A 17148-nucleotide genomic window follows, 5' to 3' on the forward strand; every position below is an offset into this window, starting at 1 on the left:
CGCATCATGACCGATCAGAGCACCACGACCCCCCGCTTGCGCTACGCCGAAGCCCTGGAACGCTACCAGTCCGACTTCGACCTCCTCGACGCCTCCGGCACCTCGACCCTGGCCGCTTGGTTCCTCGGCCCCAAGGCCGAGAACCAGTGGCTGCTGGAGGACCTGCTGCTGGAGGCGGTGCGCTCGCACGCCGCCGACCGCCGGGAGCTCTACCCGGACGACCCCGCCTACGTCACCGACGAGATGAAGGCGACGGACGCCTACGAGCACGACGTCAAGCACCTGCGCGCCGAGTTCGACACCCTGCTGAAGTCCCTGCGCGGCTCGGTCCCGGCCTACAGCTACCGCCTCCAGGGGCACATGAACTGGGACCTGACCATCCCCGGCATCGTCGGCTACTTCGCCGCCATGCTGAGCAATCCCAACAACGTGGCCGCCGAGGCGTCACCGGTCACCACGCTGCTGGAGAAGGCGGTCGGCCAGGACCTGTGCCGGCTGCTGGGCTACCCGGACGAGGGTTCCTGGGGACACATCACCTGCGACGGCACCGTGGCCAACCTCGAAGCCGCGTGGTCGGCCCGCAACCTCACCTACCATCCCGTGGCCATCGCCGAGGCGATCCGCCGGGAGTCCGACCTCGCCGTCGCCCGGAACCTGACCGTGCTCCTGCCCGACGGCAGCGAGCACCGGCTCCTCGACCTCACCCCCTGGCAGCTGGTCAACCTGCCGCCGCAGACCGTGCTGGACCTGCCCGCCAGGATGCGCGTCGCCTACCACCTCACCGACGCCCAGCTGGCCCTGGTCAACAAGCACACGATCCAGCAGCTCGGCTACGACACCTTCCGCGCCTATCTGAAAGACGAGGTCGCGCCCGGGGTGATCCTGGCGCCGGCCACCATGCACTACTCCTGGCCCAAGGCGGCCGCCGTGCTCGGCATCGGCCGCGGCAACGTGCGGACCGTCGACGTGGACCTCGACGCACGGGCCACCACGCAGGCGCGCCGCGAGCTGCTGGACGACTGCCTGCGCAACCGTCGGCCGGTGCTGCTGGACGTCGCCGTGATGGGCAGCACCGAGCTCAGCGCCGTCGACCCGCTGGCCGCCATCCTCGAGCTGCGCGAGGAGTACACGAAGAAGGGCCTGTGCTACCCGGTCCACGCCGACGCGGCCTGGGGCGGCTACTTCGCCGCCGTCAAGCGGCCGCCCCGGCTCGCGCCCGCCGGCTACACCAGGCCACGGATCACCCCGGACCTGGCCATGAGCGACTACGTCAACGAGCAGTACGACGCGCTGCACGGAGCCGACTCCATCAGCATCGACCCCCACAAGGCCGGCTACATCCCGTATCCGGCCGGGGGCCTGTGCTACCGCGACAAGCGGCAACGGGACCAGGTCGCACTCGGCGCCGCCTACCTCGACCAGGGCGGGTTCGACGCCAGCGTCGGCTTCTTCGGCATCGAGGGCTCCAAACCCGGCGCGGCGGCGACCGGCGTCTACCTCAGCCACCGGGTCATCAGCAACGACGCCGCAGGCTACGGACGCATCCTCGGCCAGGCGCTGTTCAACAGCAAGCGCCTCTACGCCGCCGTCCGCACCATGGCCCGCCCCGACGACCCCTTCACCGTCACCACCGTCCAGCGCCTGCCCGCCGAACGCGCCCAGGCCGGTCCGCAGGACGTCGAACGGCAGATCGCCTACGTCCGCGACCACATCGTGCCCAGGAGCAACGAGGAACTGCTCCAGGACCCGCAGGCCATGGAGCTGCTGAGCGAACTCGGCTCGGACCAGGTCATCATCGGTTACGCCTTCAACCCCGTCGTCGACGGCAGGCCCAACACCGAACTGGCGGTGGCCAACGAGCTCAACCACCGCATCAACCAGCGGCTCAGCATCCTGCCGAGCGCCGTCGAACCCCGGATCCCGCTGCCGGACGAGATGCCGCCCCTCATCCTCACCGGTTCCGAGTTCGACCCCGCCGTCTACGGCAGGCCCTTCGTCGACGACCTCCGCACCAGGCTCGGCGTCCCCACCCGCGCTGACGCCGCCGACCGGGATTTGCCGGTCAAGTACCTGATCTCCACCACCATGGACCCCTGGATGACGGACACCGCCACGGGCGACTTCATCCCCCATCTCATCGACGCCCTGCGCAAGACGGTCGTGCAGTGCGTCGACGACATGCAGCGGGTTCTCTGACCCCCATGCCGTCGAACCGGAGCCGCCGGCCACCCCCGGCGGCTCCGGCCACCCGCGGCGATCATTGCCTGGGGACGCGCCACGGACGCGTCCTCCGTGCAGGCAGGGACTGCGCCAACCCGCCCGCCGGCGGGGGTGAGGGGAAGCGCCGGCCGACCGGTACGGGAGTCCTCCTGCAGGCCGCGTGGGCGTGCCAAGTGCCGACGAGGCCCTGCACCTGCCTTGTGTGACATATCGCCCGATCGGGTCGGGCTCGGCCGTCAGTGGCTGAACCAGGCATCGGGAGCGTTGTCAGTGGGGGCAGGCAGGATGACGGGCATGACCACACCAGTTGCAGTGATCGTGGATGCCGCCGCCTACGCGCAGGCGGTCGAGGACGCGGTGAAGGCGTCGGCCGCCTACTACGCGGGCGGAACGTCGGCCTTGGACGATGACGGCTACGACCGGCTGGTGCGCGGCATCGCCGCGTGGGAGGCAGAGCATCCTGATCAGGTGCTGCCCGGCTCTCCGACGGGGAAGGTCGCCGGCGGCGCCGTGGAGGGCGATGTCCCGCACACGGTGGCGATGCTGAGTCTGGACAACGTGTTCTCGCCGCAGGAGTTCACCGCCTGGACCGCGTCCCTGGCCCGCCGTATCGGCCACGAGGTCGAGCGGTTCAGCGTCGAGCCGAAGCTGGACGGGCTCGCGGTCGCCGCCCGTTACGCCGACGGCCGCCTGAGACAGCTGATCACACGGGGGGACGGGACGGCCGGCGAGGACGTCTCGCACGCGATCGGCACCATAGAGGGCCTGCCGGACCAACTCGCCGAGCCGGTCACCGTGGAAGTCCGCGGTGAAGTCCTCATGACGAACGCTCAGTTCGAGCACGCCAACGAGGTGCGCACCGCGCACGGCGGACAGCCGTTCGCCAACCCGCGCGGCGCCGCGGCGGGCACCCTGCGCGCCAAGGAGCGCGCCTACACGGTGGCGATGACGTTCTTCGGCTACGGCCTGCTGCCCCTGCCCGACACCGAGACGGCACTCACCGCGCGGCTGGGCGAACTCGCACACAGCGACCTCATGGTCCAGGCTGCCGCATACGGGGTGAACACCACCGCCGCCACCGCGGTGCCCGGCATCACCGCCGGCACCGTCGAGCAGGTGCTGGCCCGGGTGCAGGAGATCGCCGCCCTGCGGGCCGAGCTGCCGTTCGGGATCGACGGGATCGTCGTCAAGGCCGACCTGGCCGCCGACCAGCAGGCGGCAGGTTCGGGCTCGCGCGCTCCGCGCTGGGCGATCGCCTACAAGCTGCCGGCCGTCGAGAAGATCACCCGGCTGCTCGAGGTCGAGTGGAACGTCGGACGCACCGGCATCATCGCCCCGCGCGCCGTCCTGGAACCGGTCGAGATCGACGGCGCCACCATCACCTATGCCACCCTCCACAACCCGGCCGACATCACCCGCCGCGACCTGCGTCTGGGCGACCACGTCATGGTCCACCGGGCCGGCGACGTCATCCCCCGTATCGAAGCCCCCGTCGCCCACCTGCGCACCGGCGACGAACAGCCCATCGCCTTCCCCGAGGCGTGCCCGCGCTGCGGGGCCGGCATCGACACCGGCGAGCAGCGCTGGCGCTGCGAGAACGGCCGCAACTGCCACCTGGTGGCCGCCCTGTCCTACGCAGCCGGCCGCGACCAGCTCGACATCGAAGGCCTCGGCCGCACCCGGATCGTCCAGCTCGTCGAGGCCGGCCTCGTCGCCGATCTCGCCGGCCTGTTCACCCTCACCCGCGAACAGTTGATGGGCCTGGAGCGGATGGGTGCGACCAGCACCGACAACCTCCTCGCCGCCATCGCCGCGGCCAAGGACCGGCCGCTGTCGCGGGTGCTGTGCGCGCTCGGGGTCCGCGGCACCGGCCGCTCCATGTCCCGCCGAATCGCGAGGCACTTCGCCACCATGGACGACATCCGCGCCGCGGACGCGGAAGCGATGCGGCAGGTCGAGGGCATCGGCACCGAGAAGGCCCCCTCGATCGTCGCCGAGCTGGCCGAACTCGCCCCGCTCATCGACAAACTCGCCGCCGCCGGGGTGAACATGACCGAACCTGGCGCCACCCCACCCGCCCCGTCCGACGGCGACACCGGCGGCCACGACGAGGACACCGAGCGTGCGGGCGGACCACTGGCCGGGATGACCGTGGTCGTCACCGGCGCGATGACCGGCCCCCTGGAGAAACTCAGCCGCAACCAGATGAACGAACTCATCGAACAAGCCGGCGGCCGCGCCTCCTCCAGCGTCTCCAAGAAGACCACCCTCGTCGTCGCCGGAGACGGCGCGGGGTCCAAGCGAGCCAAGGCCGAAGATCTCGGTATCCGCCTGGCCACCCCGGACGCCTTCGCCGCCCTGGTCGCCGACTACCTCAAGTAAGCCTTCCTCAAGGCCTGTTCCTCAGCTCACACCGGCAGTCCGGGCTGTGCGGGAACAACCCGAGACGGTTGACCGTTCACCTGCACGTGGCTCGCGGAGGGGACAGTGTCCCCGGGCCCCGCCCATAGCCCATGGGGACGATCGTCCGGCTGAAGCCCCATGGAGCCCTCCGCCGAGAGGCGACCGCCCTCCGCCGAGAGGCGACCGCCCTCCGCACGCCACCGCCTTACGGCCCCGGCTGGTCTCCCCCGTCCAGCCGGGGCTTTTGCGCGCTGACGGCGGCTCGCAGCCCTGTGTGACGTACCGACCGTGCGGGTGAGCCGGACAAGGATCGCGGGACGAGACGCAGGCCGCCCGGCTACGGAGATCCCGTTCGGCACGGACGCTCCGTCGGGCGGTGTTCCGGTGATGATCGTGCTGCTCGTACGGCGCTTCAAGTGCCTGGTTGCCGACTGCCCGGCGGTGACGTTCGCGGAGCAGGTACCGGGGCTGACCGGCCCTCACGCCCGGTACACCCCGGTGCTGAGGGGCCGGTTGAACCGCATCGCCGGAGTCCTGGCCGGCAGACCCGGAGCCAGGCTTGCCGGACGACTCGGGTGACGGTGCTCGAGGACCCAACCTGGCGAAGGCCGTCGAGAAGACGGTCGCCGCCCACTGCAACTGTCTTCGCTCCGCTCACAAGGCCGCCGCTGCCTTCGACGAGCCAGAACCGCCTCAGATGCCGGACGGCTTCCTCGACGTCCGCGGCCGACCCCGTCGCATCGTCGCGACCATCCGTGAGCGGCACGGCGAACGGACGATGGTCAGCCGCTACGCCCGTCTGCTGCGGGAGGGCACGGTGACCACACCTCCACCGCCGGCACTGACCGAACCTCGTCGGGCGCTGCGCTGGATCATGACCCACACCGAGCGCCTGCAACCCGACGAAGCCGTCGGCGTCGACGGTGGTGGTGAACTTCGTCGACGTCTGCATGGTGCCGGTGGCGGCCGGCAAGGTGTCCGCGACCCGGTCCACGGTGACCACGCAACCGGCGTCGCCGGACAGATCGGCGGGCGTCGACCAGCCAAGAGAGGCGGCGGGGCTCATCCGGCGGCGAGCACTCGGCCAGGCCCGTCCGCGACTCCGCCCAGCACCTCACCGACCAGCAGAGCCGGCAACGGTGAGTAGCCGGCACGTGTGAATGGCGAGCCCAACTACCCGCTGCCCGTGGGGAAAGGCTGTACGGGGCTGGAGGAACGGCTCCCCCTCCGAGGTGGCTGTGCCCCGGCGGAAGACGATTCCCGCGGTACGGGTGCGGTGGGGCGCCCGGTGATTGCCCGCGCTATCGCGTGACTGCCACAGTGACGTCGTAGCGGCCTTGGCCCGGCGGGCATCGCATGGCCTCGCCGCACGCATGGCGTCGGGCGGTGACGTGAGCGGTGCCGGGCCCGAGGACGGTGAACCGGGCGGAGGAGATTCCACAGCCGCGGCCGGGCGGGCAGGTGCCGGTGGTTGTGGTTCCGCCGCCGACGGGGGCGAGCACCCGCGGGCTCGAGCTGGTGGGGGTGGACCAGTAGGCGCTGTGCAGGCGCACCACGATGAGCGTGCCGACGGTCGCCCGGACCGTCCTTCCGCGCTGCCGTTCGTCGAGGACGACCGACGGGGTGACGGATCCGGACGGCCCGGCCGACGCGGAAGACGGCGACGGCGCGGGAGGCGGCGACCCGGCGGAGCCGGACGAACAGCCGCCCAGGGTGCCTGTCAGGGTCGCTGCGGCCAGCGCGGCGATCCCGGCATGCAGCACGCGCCGGGCGGGGCACGAGCGGATGACTGACGGGAACACGGGTCTTCCTCCGGTGGATGCCGCCCCGCGTGGGCGCCCCTACGCGGGGGTGGGGGCGAGCCCTCGGCTCGCCCCCACCGTACGGCGTGACAGGTCAGGACACCGTCACGTCGTCGTAGTAGGTGTAGGTCGCGTCACCCGCGTAGTTGTCGTCCTTGTTGGTGAGGGTGAGCGTGTAGGTGTGGCCCGCGGTCACCGTGCCGGAGACCTGTTTCCAGCCCGCGCCCTGGGTGCAGGTCTTGCCCAGCAGCGTCGTGGTGGTGCCCGCCGTGGTGTCCTGGAGGGTGGCCGTCGCCCAGTCGTAGGTCACCGTGTCCGGGCAGGTGACGTTGTACCAGAAGGAGATCTTGCTGGTGCCGGACGGAGCGGTGAAGGACTGGGAGACCGAGGAGGTGTTCGTCGGACCGGTGGAGCCCACCGTCGCGCCGTAGCTGCCGCTGTGCGCCGCCGAGGTGGTGGCGGAGGCGGTGCCACTGGTGGTCCAGCCGGACAGGCTGCCGGTCTCGAAGGTGCCGTTGGTGAGGCTGCCGGTGCCGCCACCGCTGCCGCCGACGATCGCGTGGGTGATGGCGCAGTTGTTGGTGTCGTTGGACCAACTGGCCTGCTCGGCGAAGGTGCCGGTGCCCATCGTGACGTTGGCCGCCCCGCCCGTGCTGCCGGGCGAGATCCAGGCGCATTCGTCGGCGTTCTCCTGGCCGTCGTACGAGCTGCCGGTGTGGTTGGTCCAGCCGCCTGCCGGGTTCTGGTCGGACATCATCTCCTGCCACTCGTGGCCGAGCGTCATCGTCCAGCCGTCCAGCGTGCCGGGCGAGTTGACGAAGCCGACACCGCAGCCGGAACCGGAGTCCATGTTGTACGGCTGGTTGCTGAACGCGATGTCCCCGTAGGAGGAGGACACGGGACCGCCGGAGAGCGTGCTGTCGCCGTTGTAGTCGTGCCAGGCGCAGTACTGGCCCTGGTAGTTGTCCGGGTTGGTGTTGTGCGGCGAGAGGATGACGTAGTAGGCGTCCCGGTTGGACGCGGCGGTTGTGTTGCCGAAGTGGCCGGCGGCCTTGACGGCTTCGGCGCCGAGCTGGTGCCCGGTCGCGGCGCTGGGCGAGGCCGCCGAGTTGTCGTACCACACTCCGGACAGCACGCCGCCGCTCTGGTACGGGATGAAGTCCGCGTTGGACGGGCAACTGGTGGCGCCCGCGGACACGTTCGGCCCGTCACACCACTGGGTGAGATCTGCGGACCACCGCTCGTTGCCGGTGCCGATGTCCTTGAACATCTCCTGGGCGACGGGGGCCGCGCCGTCGGGGTCGCCGGAGAACGTGGCGTCGCCGCTGCTGTTGGTGCTCTGCGTGCCCCACTGCGAGCCGTAGAAGACCAGGTAGACCTTGGAGTGACCGCTCTGGACGCCGATGCCGTCGACGCCACCGCCGTAGGAGAGCGTCTGCGACCCGGTCGCCGCGGTGGCGGCCGGCTGGTTGGCCGCCCAGGACTTCATCTTCGCGTTCCGCTGGATGGTCGGTATGACACCGTGCCGGTACGGGTGCTGGTAGGCCGGGCTGTAGGGATTGGGTCTCGCCGAGTGGGTCGCGGCCTGGGTGGCTGCTGCCGCCTGAGGGATGGAGGCGACTACCGCACCGGTGAGGAGGGAGAGCGACGCGAGACCGGTCAGGGTTGCTCGGACTGCGCCGCGGGTGTGGGGATGACCCATGGGTGATGGGATCCTTTCTTGGCACGAACCTCCGCCGTCGGTGCGGCGGGGGTGAGCTGCATGGGGTGTTCGACGAGGCCATCACCCGTTGGACCGGCTCCGGCCGTCGGTTGACGCCGGTTTCGTACCGGAGCAGGAGCAGGGCTCCGAGCGGCGCCGGGCGACTGCACGGGGCGGTGCCCGGCATTTGGGGAACTCACGCACGGCGTTGCGATCCGCGAAGGAACTCACGTCCTGGACCGGACGAATAAAGAGACAGTGAGAACGGGTTCACACTGCCATTTTTCGCTGGCCGAATTGGTGATGACCTGTCTGACGCGGAGAAGCAAAGCAGACTTGACGGGTCCAGGTCAACGGAAGCGCATAGCCTTTACACAGGAAAGAGAGGACCGCCGGCCCGAAGGTGTGGTTATGGCGTTGGATAGCCGCTGTTGGTTCTGGCTGCCCGTCAAATTAGCGCAGCTCAGGGCCGGTTGGAGGACATGTCGGACGACGGGGCGGGGGCACTCCGCATGCCTCCCCGGTTCCGTTCTCTGCACAACACTCCGCTTATGCCGACCAAGTTCGAGAAAATGCTCGTCCAAGAAGCGTTAATCAAAGCTCAATTGTTTGTCGTGGTCACCATTCGGATTCTCCCTGATGAGTCAAGGCTGGTTCCCTGGGTCCGGGCATGCCGGGGAAGCCCGGCGTCGTGCCGGAGGCGGGGCGGGGACTTGCGACGCGTTCCGCGACGTCGTAGTCCGCGCATGTCTCGGCTGCGGCGTGCTCGGCGCTGTGCGGGGCCCTTCCGTGCAGGAGATCCCGCCCCGACTGCACGGTGGCGGCGACCCGCGAGCGCGGGCACGGACGGATTCCTCGCCGAGGCATCCGCCGAACTCATGTGCCGGCTTCCGGGACCGGCGCTACCGCACCGGCCAGGTGTGGAGCGGCGAGCCCAACTCCGCGCTCGTCGAGGAGGTCTCGCCCCTCGCTCCCGGGACGGCGCTGGAGGTGGGATGCGGTGAGGGCACGGACGCCATCTGGCTGGTCGGGCAGGCTGGCAGGTCACCGGCGTCGACTTCTCCTCCGAGGCCCTCCACCGGGCCGCCGGGCACACCCCCGCCCACCTGACCGGCCGCATCACCTGGCGGCAGGCGGACATCCGCCACTGGCAGCCCGGCGAAAGGCCCCGCTACGACCTGGTCACCGCATCCTTCATCCACTTCGCCGGGTCAACCGCTCGTCGCTGTGCCGGACACGCGTCCGGCTCGGTGATGCGATGCTGGAGACGGTGTTCCGGCAAGTGGCCGGACCGCCGACGGGCCGGAAGACGCCGGCGCCCGGTGGTGCGGCCTGCGCCTCTGGCAATGGACGGCACGCAGTTCGACGTGCGGGGCTCGGTGAGCAACGGCGACGCCTTCGACGGGCCCCTCACCGGTGGCACACCCTCCGGGCCTCCCGCAGGTATGAGCCGCCGTGCTCGCGGAGTGCGACCGCTGACCAGCTCGGGACTCGCCACACCCTCGGTGTGGAGCCCGGCGGCAGCCTTCGCCTTGCCCTTGCGGGTGGTGGTCGCCCGGCGCAGCCGCTTGCGCCGGGCGCAACTCCGGTCCAGGCCCTGTGGCTGGGCGTCATCATCGTCGGAGCGGTCTGGCTCAAGCTCGCCGACAGGCCGCGGAACACTCAGGAGTCCGCCGCCCGGCCTCAGGACACCCAGGTCGTCACCGGCTCCGGGAAGCGCAGGGTGCACAGCACTGAAGCCTCACCACGGGCCCGTCGGCGGTGAGGGCACGACAGCAGGGTCTCTTGGGGCGGAGCGACGGCGACCCGGGTCCGGATCCTGCCCCCTCCGCGGTGCTGCAGCCGGTCATGGAGTGATGCCCGTGGGCGGAGGTACGGACCGGCCGAGGTCGGCCACGAGGCGGTGGGCCAGCTTTTCGGAGGAGGCCGGGTTCTGGCCGGTGTACAGGCTCCGGTCGACCACTATGTGCGGGCGCAACGGCAGGCGTGCCTTGGAGTACCGGGCGCCGCGCTGCCTCAGCCGGTCCTCGAGCAGCCACGGGGCCTTGCGCGCGAAACGGTTGAGTCGTTCCTCCCGGTTGGACAGGCCGGTCATCCGGTAGCCGGCGAACGGCCAGGCGCCGTCCTCCGTCTTCGCCGCGAGAGCGGCCGCCGGAGCATGGCAGAGCAGCGCGAGCGGCCTGCCGAAGGTCAGCCTACGGGTGATCAGCTCGCCGGAGACCTCGTCGTGGGCCAAGTCCTCCATGGGGCCGTGACCGCCGGGGTAGAACACCAGGTCGAAACGGTCGGGGTCGACCTCCTCCAGGGCGACGGGGTGGTTCATCCGGTGGCTGATCACGTCCAGGTACCGCTGAACTGCTCGGCGCTTGCCGGGTGTTCCGGCGGTGACACCCACGCTGAGCCGGTCCAGGGTGGGGGCCTTGCCTCCGGGGGTGGCGATCGTGATCCGCCAGCCGGCGTCGGTGAAGATCCTGTGCGGCACGGCCACCTCCTCGGCCCAGTAGCCGGTGGGATGGATCGTGCCGTCACTCAGCGTCCAGCCGTCGGCCGCGGAAATGACGAACAGCACCTCGATCATCTCGGCGTTCCTGTCGTTCATGTGTTCCGTCCTCAGGCCTCGACCGCGCGCTTGATCGCCGCGAGCGTCCGCGCCATGCCGTTCTCGAGTTCGTCGGCGTGCGCCGCCTCGCCGCCCAGGGCGAAGCGGGCGAAGATCCGGCCGAGCAGGGTCAGCCTGGCGGGGACGGGGCGGCGGTGGACGAGCCGGGTGCCGTCGGGGACACGTTCGAGTTCGAAGATCCACCGGACCCCGCTGGTCCTGGTGTCCCAGGACAGGCGCCTGCCCGGCGCCACCTCCACGACGACGTTGCGCGTCGGCCAGAACACGGCCTTGCGGCGGTTGACACCCAAGTACCACTGCCCGGCCCGCAGCCCGCCCGGCTTCAGCGGCAGCATCGCCTGGAGTTCGGGGCTGCGCCGGGGCCAGGCGCGGACGTCCGCCAGCGCCCGCCACACCTTCTCCGGCGTCGCGGCGATCCGGACTTCGGCGCGCAGTTCCCGGTCGGCTGTCGGCGTGTCGGACGGCATGCTGTTCTCCCGCTTCCTGTTTCCTGCGTCGGCTTTTCTCACGTCGGATCCGCTCGGGCGGTTCATCCGCGGCGCATGAGCCGCTGGACGAGGCGCGGTCCGCGCCCGCCGAAGGGTGGCTGGGCCAGGCGCAGGGTGTCCGGCCGCAGCGGCATGCTGAGCACGGGCTTCTCGTGGGAGAAGCTGCGCCACGAATAGGTGCCGTGATAAGCGCCCATGCCACTGGAACCGACGCCGCCGAAGGGCAGCCCGGTCGTGGCGACGTGGACGAGGGCGGCGTTGTGGACGACCGCACCCGAAGAGGTGTTCCGCTCGAACAGGCGCCGGGTGCGCGATGAGGAGGAGAAGACGTAGAGCGCGAGCGGCTTGTCCCAGCCGTTGATCACCGTGACGGCCTCTTCCGCGGAGGCGACCGGGACGATCGGGAGGATGGGGCCGAAGATCTCCTCGCGCAGCACGGGCACGGCCGCGTCGGGACCGATGAGGGGGCGGCCGGCGGTGTCCGGCAGGGTGACCACCGTCGGCGCGAGGTAGCGGTCGCCGCGGTCGTGCGTGCCGCCCACGCGGACGTCCAGGCCGTCCAGGTAGCCCACGAGACGGTCGAACTGGCGCTCGTTGACGATGCGGCCGTAGTCGGGGCTGATCCGGGGGTCGGCGCCCCACATGTCCTCGATCGCGGTACCGAGCGCGTCCACGAGTGCCGGAACCCGGTCCGGGGTGGTCATCACGTAGTCCGGGGCCACACAGGTCTGCCCCGCGTTGGTGAACTTCGCCCAGGCCAGGCGGCGGGCCGCGGTCTTGAGGCCGGCGTCGTCGTCGAACCAGACGGGCGACTTGCCGCCCAGCTCCAGCGTCACGGGCGTCAGGTGCTCGGCGGCGGCGCGCATGACGATGCGCCCGACCGTGCCACTGCCGGTGAAGACAATGTGGTCGAAGCGCTGCGCCAGCAGCTCCGTGGTCTCGGGCACGCCGCCCTCCACGACGCACACCGCGCCGTCCGGGAAGTACCGCGGCACCAGCCGGGCGACCAGCGTCGACGTCGCGGGCGCGAGCTCGCTGGGCTTCAGCACGGCCGTGTTCCCCGCGGCCAGCACCCCGACCAACGGGTCCAGCAGAAGCTGCGCCGGGTAGTTCCACGGCGCGATCACGAGCACGACACCGAGCGGCTCGGGCACCAGGCGCGCCCGGCCGGGCAGCAGCGCCGCCGGCACCGGACCCCGTTTGGGGCGCGCCCAGCGGCGCAGGTGCCGCAGGGCGTGGTTGATCTCACCGACGACGACGCCGGTCTCGGTCAGCCGGGCTTCGTCGGGACTCTTGTGGAGGTCGGCCCACAGAGCCTGCTCGAAGGCGGACTCGTTCTCGGTGATCAACCTGCGCAGCGCGTGCAGACGGCGAGTGCGGGCGGCCGGCGCGGACGTCGCCCCGGAGTCGAAGAGGCTCCGGGCGGCCGCGACGGTCTCGGGGATCGGCCTGCGCGTGAAGGTGGATGCGGTCACGGCACCACCGTAGCCTATTTCCGAAACGAAAGCTTTCCGTTTCGATTAGAAGGGTGCCGCGAGGAGTACGGAGGAACGCGAGAGAATCCAGGCATGACTGGTACCACTGAGGACGCCACCGCTCCGCGACGCGGCCGGCGCAACGACCCGCGCCTGGACACGGCGCTGATCAACGCGGCCATCGAGGTCCTCAACGAGACGGGCTACGCCGCCTTCACCACCACGGCGGTCGCCCGGCGCGCCGGGGCGTCCACCGCCTCCCTCTACCGGCGTTGGCCCTCCAAGCAGGCCCTCGCCGGAGCGGTCGCGCGGCACATCGCGCTCAACGAACTGAGTGGCATCGACACCGGCTCCCTGGAGGGAGACGTACGCGAGCTCCTTGCCCGCAAGCAGCGCATCCTCGACGCCAGCGCCGGTCCGGCCCTGCTCTCCCTCATGGGCCAGGCGGCCCACGACCCGGCCCTGCGCCGGATCCTCCACGAGGACGTCTACCTGGCCGCCCGCGAACGCCTCGAGGCGCTGATCGCCCTGGCCGCCCGCCGCGGCGAACTCGATGCGGACATCGACGAGACCCGGATCAGCGTCCTCGCCCTCGTCCTCATCGGCACCGCCCTCGCCCGCTCGGTCTTCCTGCCCGCGCACGAAGCCGCCACCGAACCGGCCGACGACACGTACGCCGATCTCGCCGAAACGGAACTACGTCTGCTTCTGGGTGCCCTGCGCGAAAACAGCGACAACCCGTGAGGGCACAGCTCCAGCAGAGCCATGGCTCGATGAGACGCACAGCCATCGGCCGACCGGCCCCCGGACCTCGAAGGAATCAAGCACGTCCGCGACGACTGTGATCATCACGCCGCCGGGAATGTCCAACGGCACACCCGCGAGCGGGCCGGACCGCGTGACTGGCGAACCGACACCTCGACCGGGAACCGCTGATGGGGAAGCCGGCAGCACCGGCGCGTAACAGGCGATACTTTTGACCCCGGAACATGCGCCGCCTGTACTGCCGCAGCGCGCATATCGCAGGAAGGAACGCACATGAGCGGCACACTGGCCGACGAGATCCGCAGTCGCCTCGGAGAGCTCAGTCCGGCCGAGCGCAAGGTCGCCCGGGTGCTGCTGGCCGGTTACCCCGCCGCGGTCTTCGAGACCGTCGCCACGATCGCTGAGCGCGCCGCCGTCTCCACGCCCACCGTCCTGCGCTGCGCCTCCAGGCTCGGCTACCGCAGCTTCCCCGACCTGCAGGCGGCCCTTCGCGCGGAACTCGACGCCCGCAACGCCTCTCCGATCACCCTGTACGAAAGCACGGGGATGTCACCGGGCGAGCAGGCCACCGCCGCGGTGCAGGGCGGCGGCGAGACGCCCGCGGACCGGCAGCTGACGACGCTGCAGCAGGCGCTGTCCCAGACCTTCAAGGAGACGTCGCCGCACGAGTTCGACAACGCGGTGGACCTCCTGAGCGACGCCCGCCGCCGCGTCCACCTCGTGGGTGGACGGTTCACACACCTGCTGGCGCAGTACTTCGGGCTGCATCTGATGCAGTTCCGCGACCAGGTGAGCTTCCTGCCGGACAGGGACGTGGAAAGGGCTTCGTTCCTCGCGCAGTTCGCGCGCCGCGACGTCACGGTCGTCTTCGACTACCGGCGTTACGAGGAGGACAAGACGATCATCGCCGAACTCGCCCGTGAGCGCGGCGGCAAGGTCATCGTGTTCACCGACCCCTGGCTCTCCCCCGCAGCGGCGCACGCCGACGTGGTGCTCATCAGCCGGGTGGCCTCCTCCTCGCCCTACGACAGTCTCACCCCGACGCTCGCGCTCATGGAGTCGCTGATCGCGGCCGTCCTCAACCGGCTCGGCCCCGATGCGCACCAGCGCATGAAGGAGGCGGAGAGCATCGCCCAGCGCGTCGGCCTGGTCTGAGGCCGCCCGCCGCTGCCGTGCTGCCGGGTGACGGAGGAGGGACGGGGCGGGGCGGCCGCTGTTCCCGTCCCGCCCCGGGCGGTCACCGGGGGGTGATACCGATCCGCATGCCGATCAAGGTCTGGGCGCTCGTGCCGTCGTGTGTCCAGGCGGAGAAGTCGTCCGGCTTGGTGAAGACGACGGTGAAGCGTGGTCCGGTCTCGAAGGTGGTCGCGGTCGCGGTCTTCTGCGCCCGGGCGTAGACGCGGTCGTGGCCGGTGTCGGCGGCGAGCCGGAACGCTCGGCCTTCGCGGCCGGCGGCTCCGGTGTGCGTGTCGAGGAGTCCGGAGCGGAGGAAGCCGAATCCGCCCGGGGGGATGTATCCGAGGCGGCCGGCGTCGTCGAAGTAGCCGGGAGCGCTGCCGTCGCGCAGACCCTCGTAGGATTCGCCGCCGCTCACCATGTGGGCCCCCGCGGCTGTCTGGGCGCGGCGGAGGATCCGGCGACGACAGCGCCGTGGGCGAGCTTGGCCCGGATGGCGGAGAGGACCTTGGAGTCGGTGTGCCGGTCACCCCGCAGCAGATTGGTGATGTAGCGGTACTGGTCGCCGCCGCCGAAGAAGAACCCGGTCATGGCGTTGACCTGGGTGACCACATCGGCCGAGTCTGCGCTCGACGCATGGTCGGTGTCGACGGGGATCCACTGGGCGTCGGCCGCCCCGTGCTGCTTGAACAGCCGGGCGTAGTAGGCGCCGTTGCAGACGGAGTTGCTGCACCGGTCGGGGTCGCCGGCGTCGGGGTCCTGACTCTCGGGGACGGAGGCGGCGGTGATGACGCCGATGCGGGCCGCGGGGCCGCCGGCGCGTCTGATGATCTCCCCGTAGACCTCGGTGTTGTCCTCCTTCAGGCCGCCGCCGACAAGGACCAGGGACCCCTGCCAGGAGGGGGCGGCGCCGTCGGTGGCCTGCGCGGCTGGGGCGGCCGGGAGGAGGGTGAGGGCGAGGACGGTGGCGGCCGCGAGAACGGTGCGGCGTGCGGCGGTGCGGGCATGGTGCCTCCATGAGGTGGGAGGAGAGCCGCATGACCGCGACGAGCGTGCCCAGCGTCAGGCCGAGTGCCATGGCGGCGGCGGTGAGCCAGAGGGTGGCGGCCAGGCCGTCGAAGACGAGGTGGGCGAACAGGTAACGGCCGACGACGTCCCGGGGCAGGTTGTCGTTGCGGGCGAGGGATCCGACGAGTCCGGCCAGGGCCAGCAGCGAGAGCACGACGGCGATCCAGCGCCCGTAGTTGCGGACCGGTACGACCTCGAGTTCGGGGGCGCTCGGGCCGCCGGTGCGGGCGGCGCCGAGGGCGGCCTTGGTGTCGATCACCTCTAGTCCACCGCCGCATTCTCGGTGGCCTGCTTCACGGCGATGGAGGCCACGCCGTACTTGTCGTAGATCTTGGTGACGGTGCCGTCGTCGATCAGTGCCTGCAGCGCCTTCTGGATCGCGTGGGTCAGCTCGGGCTGCTGCCTGCTCACGGCGATGCCGTTGGGCGAGGCGTTGCAGCCGCCGGGTGCGGCGGGGTCCTCGACGAGGTCGAAGGCCTTGCCCGCGTCGGCGGTCTTGGCGACCCGGCCGGCGGCGGGCTTGGTGAGGACCTGGGCGACGACCTTGCCGGAACGCAGGGCGAGTTGGGCGTCGGAGCCCTTGAGGTGGGTCTGGACGGCGATCTTCCCCTTGCCCGCGGCCGAGCACGCCGCCTGGTGCTTCTTCAGCAGGTCGAGCTGGTTGGTCGCGGCCTGCACATCGATCCGTCGATTGACCAGATGTACTGCACGTTACATTCCGGCAACAGGCGATCCGGAGCGAGGAAGCGGCACAGTTTGGGAGAGTTTGTCGCGGTCAGCGAACCGTCGCGGGTGAGATCAGGTGCGGGGTGACGCCGTACACATCTCGGCTCAGACCGATGACTTGTACCTTCCGCTACCGAACCAGGGAGTGCGGCCCGGCGGCGCATCCGTGTCCCACGGGCGGGTTCGTCCGAAGCTGCGTTTGGCCTCGATGGTGGGGGCTACCCCACACGCGGAACCTCGACCGCAGCCGCCGAAGCGGCGGTGACCAGCGGGAGTGCGGAATACACATACGGCAAGGGGCTGGTCGTGATGACCATGACGACGCAGCAGGGCGGCGGCGGAGGTTCCAGTGGCCTCTACGACGTACTGGAGCTCATTCTCGACCGGGGGCTGGTGATCGACGCGTTCGTGCGCGTCTCCCTGGTCGGCATCGAAATACTCAAGATCGACATACGGATCGTGGTGGCCAGCGTCGACACCTATCTGCGCTTCGCCGAGGCGTGCAACCGCCTCGACCTGGAGGCGGGCCCGCGCAAGCCGGCCGGCCTGACCGAACTCACCGGGAAGCTCACCGAATCCGGCGCCCGCGGCAAGACCAAGGGAGCGCTGTCCGGGGCCGCCGAGACGATCTCCGAGGCCTTCCGGCAAGCCCGTGACGAGGGGCGTCACAGGCAGGGAGAGCGCTGAGCACCCACGTCCGCGG

15 protein-coding genes and 1 pseudogene are annotated in these 17148 nt (G+C 70.6%); 8 read left to right on the forward strand and 8 right to left on the reverse strand.

Annotated elements, in window-relative coordinates:
- The first annotated feature begins 6 nt into the window (after window positions 1-6).
- The gene (locus tag ACH4ZX_RS27210; RefSeq protein WP_398277932.1) at window positions 7-2196 is read left to right on the forward strand and encodes a pyridoxal phosphate-dependent decarboxylase family protein; all 2190 of its coding nucleotides are present in this window, start codon (window positions 7-9) and stop codon (window positions 2194-2196) included.
- A 318-nt stretch (window positions 2197-2514) separates the two neighbouring features.
- Window positions 2515-4602 (forward strand): NAD-dependent DNA ligase LigA, encoded by a 2088-nt coding sequence (gene ligA / locus ACH4ZX_RS27215; RefSeq protein ID WP_398277935.1) that lies wholly within the window; start codon window positions 2515-2517, stop codon window positions 4600-4602.
- A 1322-nt stretch (window positions 4603-5924) separates the two neighbouring features.
- Here ligA and ACH4ZX_RS27220 read toward each other — a convergent pair.
- Together ACH4ZX_RS27220 and ACH4ZX_RS27225 are read right to left on the reverse strand one after the other, a co-directional pair.
- Window positions 5925-6425: a hypothetical protein gene (locus ACH4ZX_RS27220; protein ID WP_398277938.1), complete on the reverse strand. Its 501-nt coding sequence runs from the start codon at window positions 6423-6425 to the stop codon at window positions 5925-5927.
- Window positions 6426-6519: 94 nt separating this feature from the next.
- Window positions 6520-8127: a hypothetical protein gene (locus ACH4ZX_RS27225; protein WP_398277941.1), complete on the reverse strand. Its 1608-nt coding sequence runs from the start codon at window positions 8125-8127 to the stop codon at window positions 6520-6522.
- Between the two features lie 1019 nt (window positions 8128-9146).
- On the opposite strand from ACH4ZX_RS27225, the pseudogene ACH4ZX_RS27230 reads away from it, so the two are divergent.
- Window positions 9147-9275 (forward strand): annotated as a pseudogene (locus ACH4ZX_RS27230) (class I SAM-dependent methyltransferase); the annotation flags it as partial.
- Between the two features lie 698 nt (window positions 9276-9973).
- Here the strand turns inward: ACH4ZX_RS27230 and ACH4ZX_RS27235 are convergent.
- From ACH4ZX_RS27235 to ACH4ZX_RS27245, 3 genes are all read right to left on the reverse strand, one after another.
- Complete coding sequence (locus tag ACH4ZX_RS27235) at window positions 9974-10705, reverse strand: type 1 glutamine amidotransferase domain-containing protein (protein WP_398278174.1); 732 nt, start codon at window positions 10703-10705, stop codon at window positions 9974-9976.
- Window positions 10706-10737: 32 nt separating this feature from the next.
- The gene (locus tag ACH4ZX_RS27240; protein WP_398277944.1) at window positions 10738-11214 is read right to left on the reverse strand and encodes an SRPBCC domain-containing protein; all 477 of its coding nucleotides are present in this window, start codon (window positions 11212-11214) and stop codon (window positions 10738-10740) included.
- A gap of 62 nt (window positions 11215-11276) precedes the next feature.
- Window positions 11277-12710 carry an aldehyde dehydrogenase family protein gene (locus tag ACH4ZX_RS27245; RefSeq protein WP_398277947.1) on the reverse strand — a complete coding sequence of 478 codons (1434 nt, stop codon included), beginning with the start codon at window positions 12708-12710 and terminating at the stop codon, window positions 11277-11279.
- 93 nt (window positions 12711-12803) lie between these two features.
- On the opposite strand from ACH4ZX_RS27245, the gene ACH4ZX_RS27250 reads away from it, so the two are divergent.
- Both ACH4ZX_RS27250 and ACH4ZX_RS27255 read left to right on the forward strand, forming a co-directional pair.
- Window positions 12804-13454, forward strand: coding sequence for a TetR/AcrR family transcriptional regulator (locus ACH4ZX_RS27250; RefSeq protein WP_398277950.1), 651 nt, complete (start codon window positions 12804-12806; stop codon window positions 13452-13454).
- Window positions 13455-13748: 294 nt separating this feature from the next.
- On the forward strand, window positions 13749-14630 hold the full coding sequence (locus tag ACH4ZX_RS27255; RefSeq protein WP_398277953.1) for a MurR/RpiR family transcriptional regulator: 882 nt from the start codon (window positions 13749-13751) through the stop codon (window positions 14628-14630).
- Window positions 14631-14712: 82 nt separating this feature from the next.
- Here the strand turns inward: ACH4ZX_RS27255 and ACH4ZX_RS27260 are convergent, their stop codons facing one another.
- Window positions 14713-15069 (reverse strand): hypothetical protein, encoded by a 357-nt coding sequence (locus ACH4ZX_RS27260; RefSeq protein WP_398277956.1) that lies wholly within the window; start codon window positions 15067-15069, stop codon window positions 14713-14715.
- Complete coding sequence (locus ACH4ZX_RS27265; RefSeq protein ID WP_398277959.1) at window positions 15066-15263, reverse strand: hypothetical protein; 198 nt, start codon at window positions 15261-15263, stop codon at window positions 15066-15068. Before ACH4ZX_RS27265 ends, ACH4ZX_RS27260 begins: the two co-directional genes overlap by 4 nt.
- 24 nt (window positions 15264-15287) lie before the next feature.
- Between ACH4ZX_RS27265 and ACH4ZX_RS27270 the strand changes: the two genes are divergently transcribed.
- Together ACH4ZX_RS27270 and ACH4ZX_RS27275 are read left to right on the forward strand one after the other, a co-directional pair.
- Entirely contained in the window at window positions 15288-15671 is a 384-nt protein-coding gene (locus tag ACH4ZX_RS27270; protein WP_398277962.1) for a hypothetical protein, read from the forward strand.
- A 1-nt stretch (window position 15672) separates the two neighbouring features.
- Complete coding sequence (locus ACH4ZX_RS27275) at window positions 15673-15984, forward strand: hypothetical protein (protein ID WP_398277964.1); 312 nt, start codon at window positions 15673-15675, stop codon at window positions 15982-15984.
- On the opposite strand, the gene ACH4ZX_RS27280 is transcribed toward ACH4ZX_RS27275, so the two are convergent.
- Window positions 15981-16397, reverse strand: coding sequence for a transporter substrate-binding domain-containing protein (locus tag ACH4ZX_RS27280; protein WP_398277967.1), 417 nt, complete (start codon window positions 16395-16397; stop codon window positions 15981-15983). The two genes, ACH4ZX_RS27275 and ACH4ZX_RS27280, sit on opposite strands and share 4 nt — an antisense overlap.
- Before the next feature lie 357 nt (window positions 16398-16754).
- Between ACH4ZX_RS27280 and ACH4ZX_RS27285 the strand changes: the two genes are divergently transcribed.
- On the forward strand, window positions 16755-17132 hold the full coding sequence (locus ACH4ZX_RS27285) for a gas vesicle structural protein GvpA (RefSeq protein WP_398277970.1): 378 nt from the start codon (window positions 16755-16757) through the stop codon (window positions 17130-17132).
- Window positions 17133-17148 lie beyond the last annotated feature (16 nt).

The organism is Streptomyces sp. NPDC020490 (genome assembly GCF_044335305.1).
In the GTDB taxonomy this organism is placed as follows: domain Bacteria; phylum Actinomycetota; class Actinomycetes; order Streptomycetales; family Streptomycetaceae; genus Streptomyces.

What these genes read in the sequence shown, in the direction of transcription:
- ACH4ZX_RS27210 (WP_398277932.1), top strand. Translation starts at nt 7, where the DNA reads ATGACCGATCAGAGCACCACGACCCCCCGCTTGCGCTACGCCGAAGCC.
- ACH4ZX_RS27285 (WP_398277970.1), top strand. Translation starts at nt 16,755, where the DNA reads ATGACCATGACGACGCAGCAGGGCGGCGGCGGAGGTTCCAGTGGCCTC.
- ligA (WP_398277935.1), top strand. Translation starts at nt 2,515, where the DNA reads ATGACCACACCAGTTGCAGTGATCGTGGATGCCGCCGCCTACGCGCAG.
- ACH4ZX_RS27270 (WP_398277962.1), top strand. Translation starts at nt 15,288, where the DNA reads ATGGTCGGTGTCGACGGGGATCCACTGGGCGTCGGCCGCCCCGTGCTG.
- ACH4ZX_RS27250 (WP_398277950.1), top strand. Translation starts at nt 12,804, where the DNA reads ATGACTGGTACCACTGAGGACGCCACCGCTCCGCGACGCGGCCGGCGC.
- ACH4ZX_RS27240 (WP_398277944.1), bottom strand. Translation starts at nt 11,214, where the DNA reads ATGCCGTCCGACACGCCGACAGCCGACCGGGAACTGCGCGCCGAAGTC.
- ACH4ZX_RS27235 (WP_398278174.1), bottom strand. Translation starts at nt 10,705, where the DNA reads ATGATCGAGGTGCTGTTCGTCATTTCCGCGGCCGACGGCTGGACGCTG.
- ACH4ZX_RS27255 (WP_398277953.1), top strand. Translation starts at nt 13,749, where the DNA reads ATGAGCGGCACACTGGCCGACGAGATCCGCAGTCGCCTCGGAGAGCTC.
- ACH4ZX_RS27225 (WP_398277941.1), bottom strand. Translation starts at nt 8,127, where the DNA reads ATGGGTCATCCCCACACCCGCGGCGCAGTCCGAGCAACCCTGACCGGT.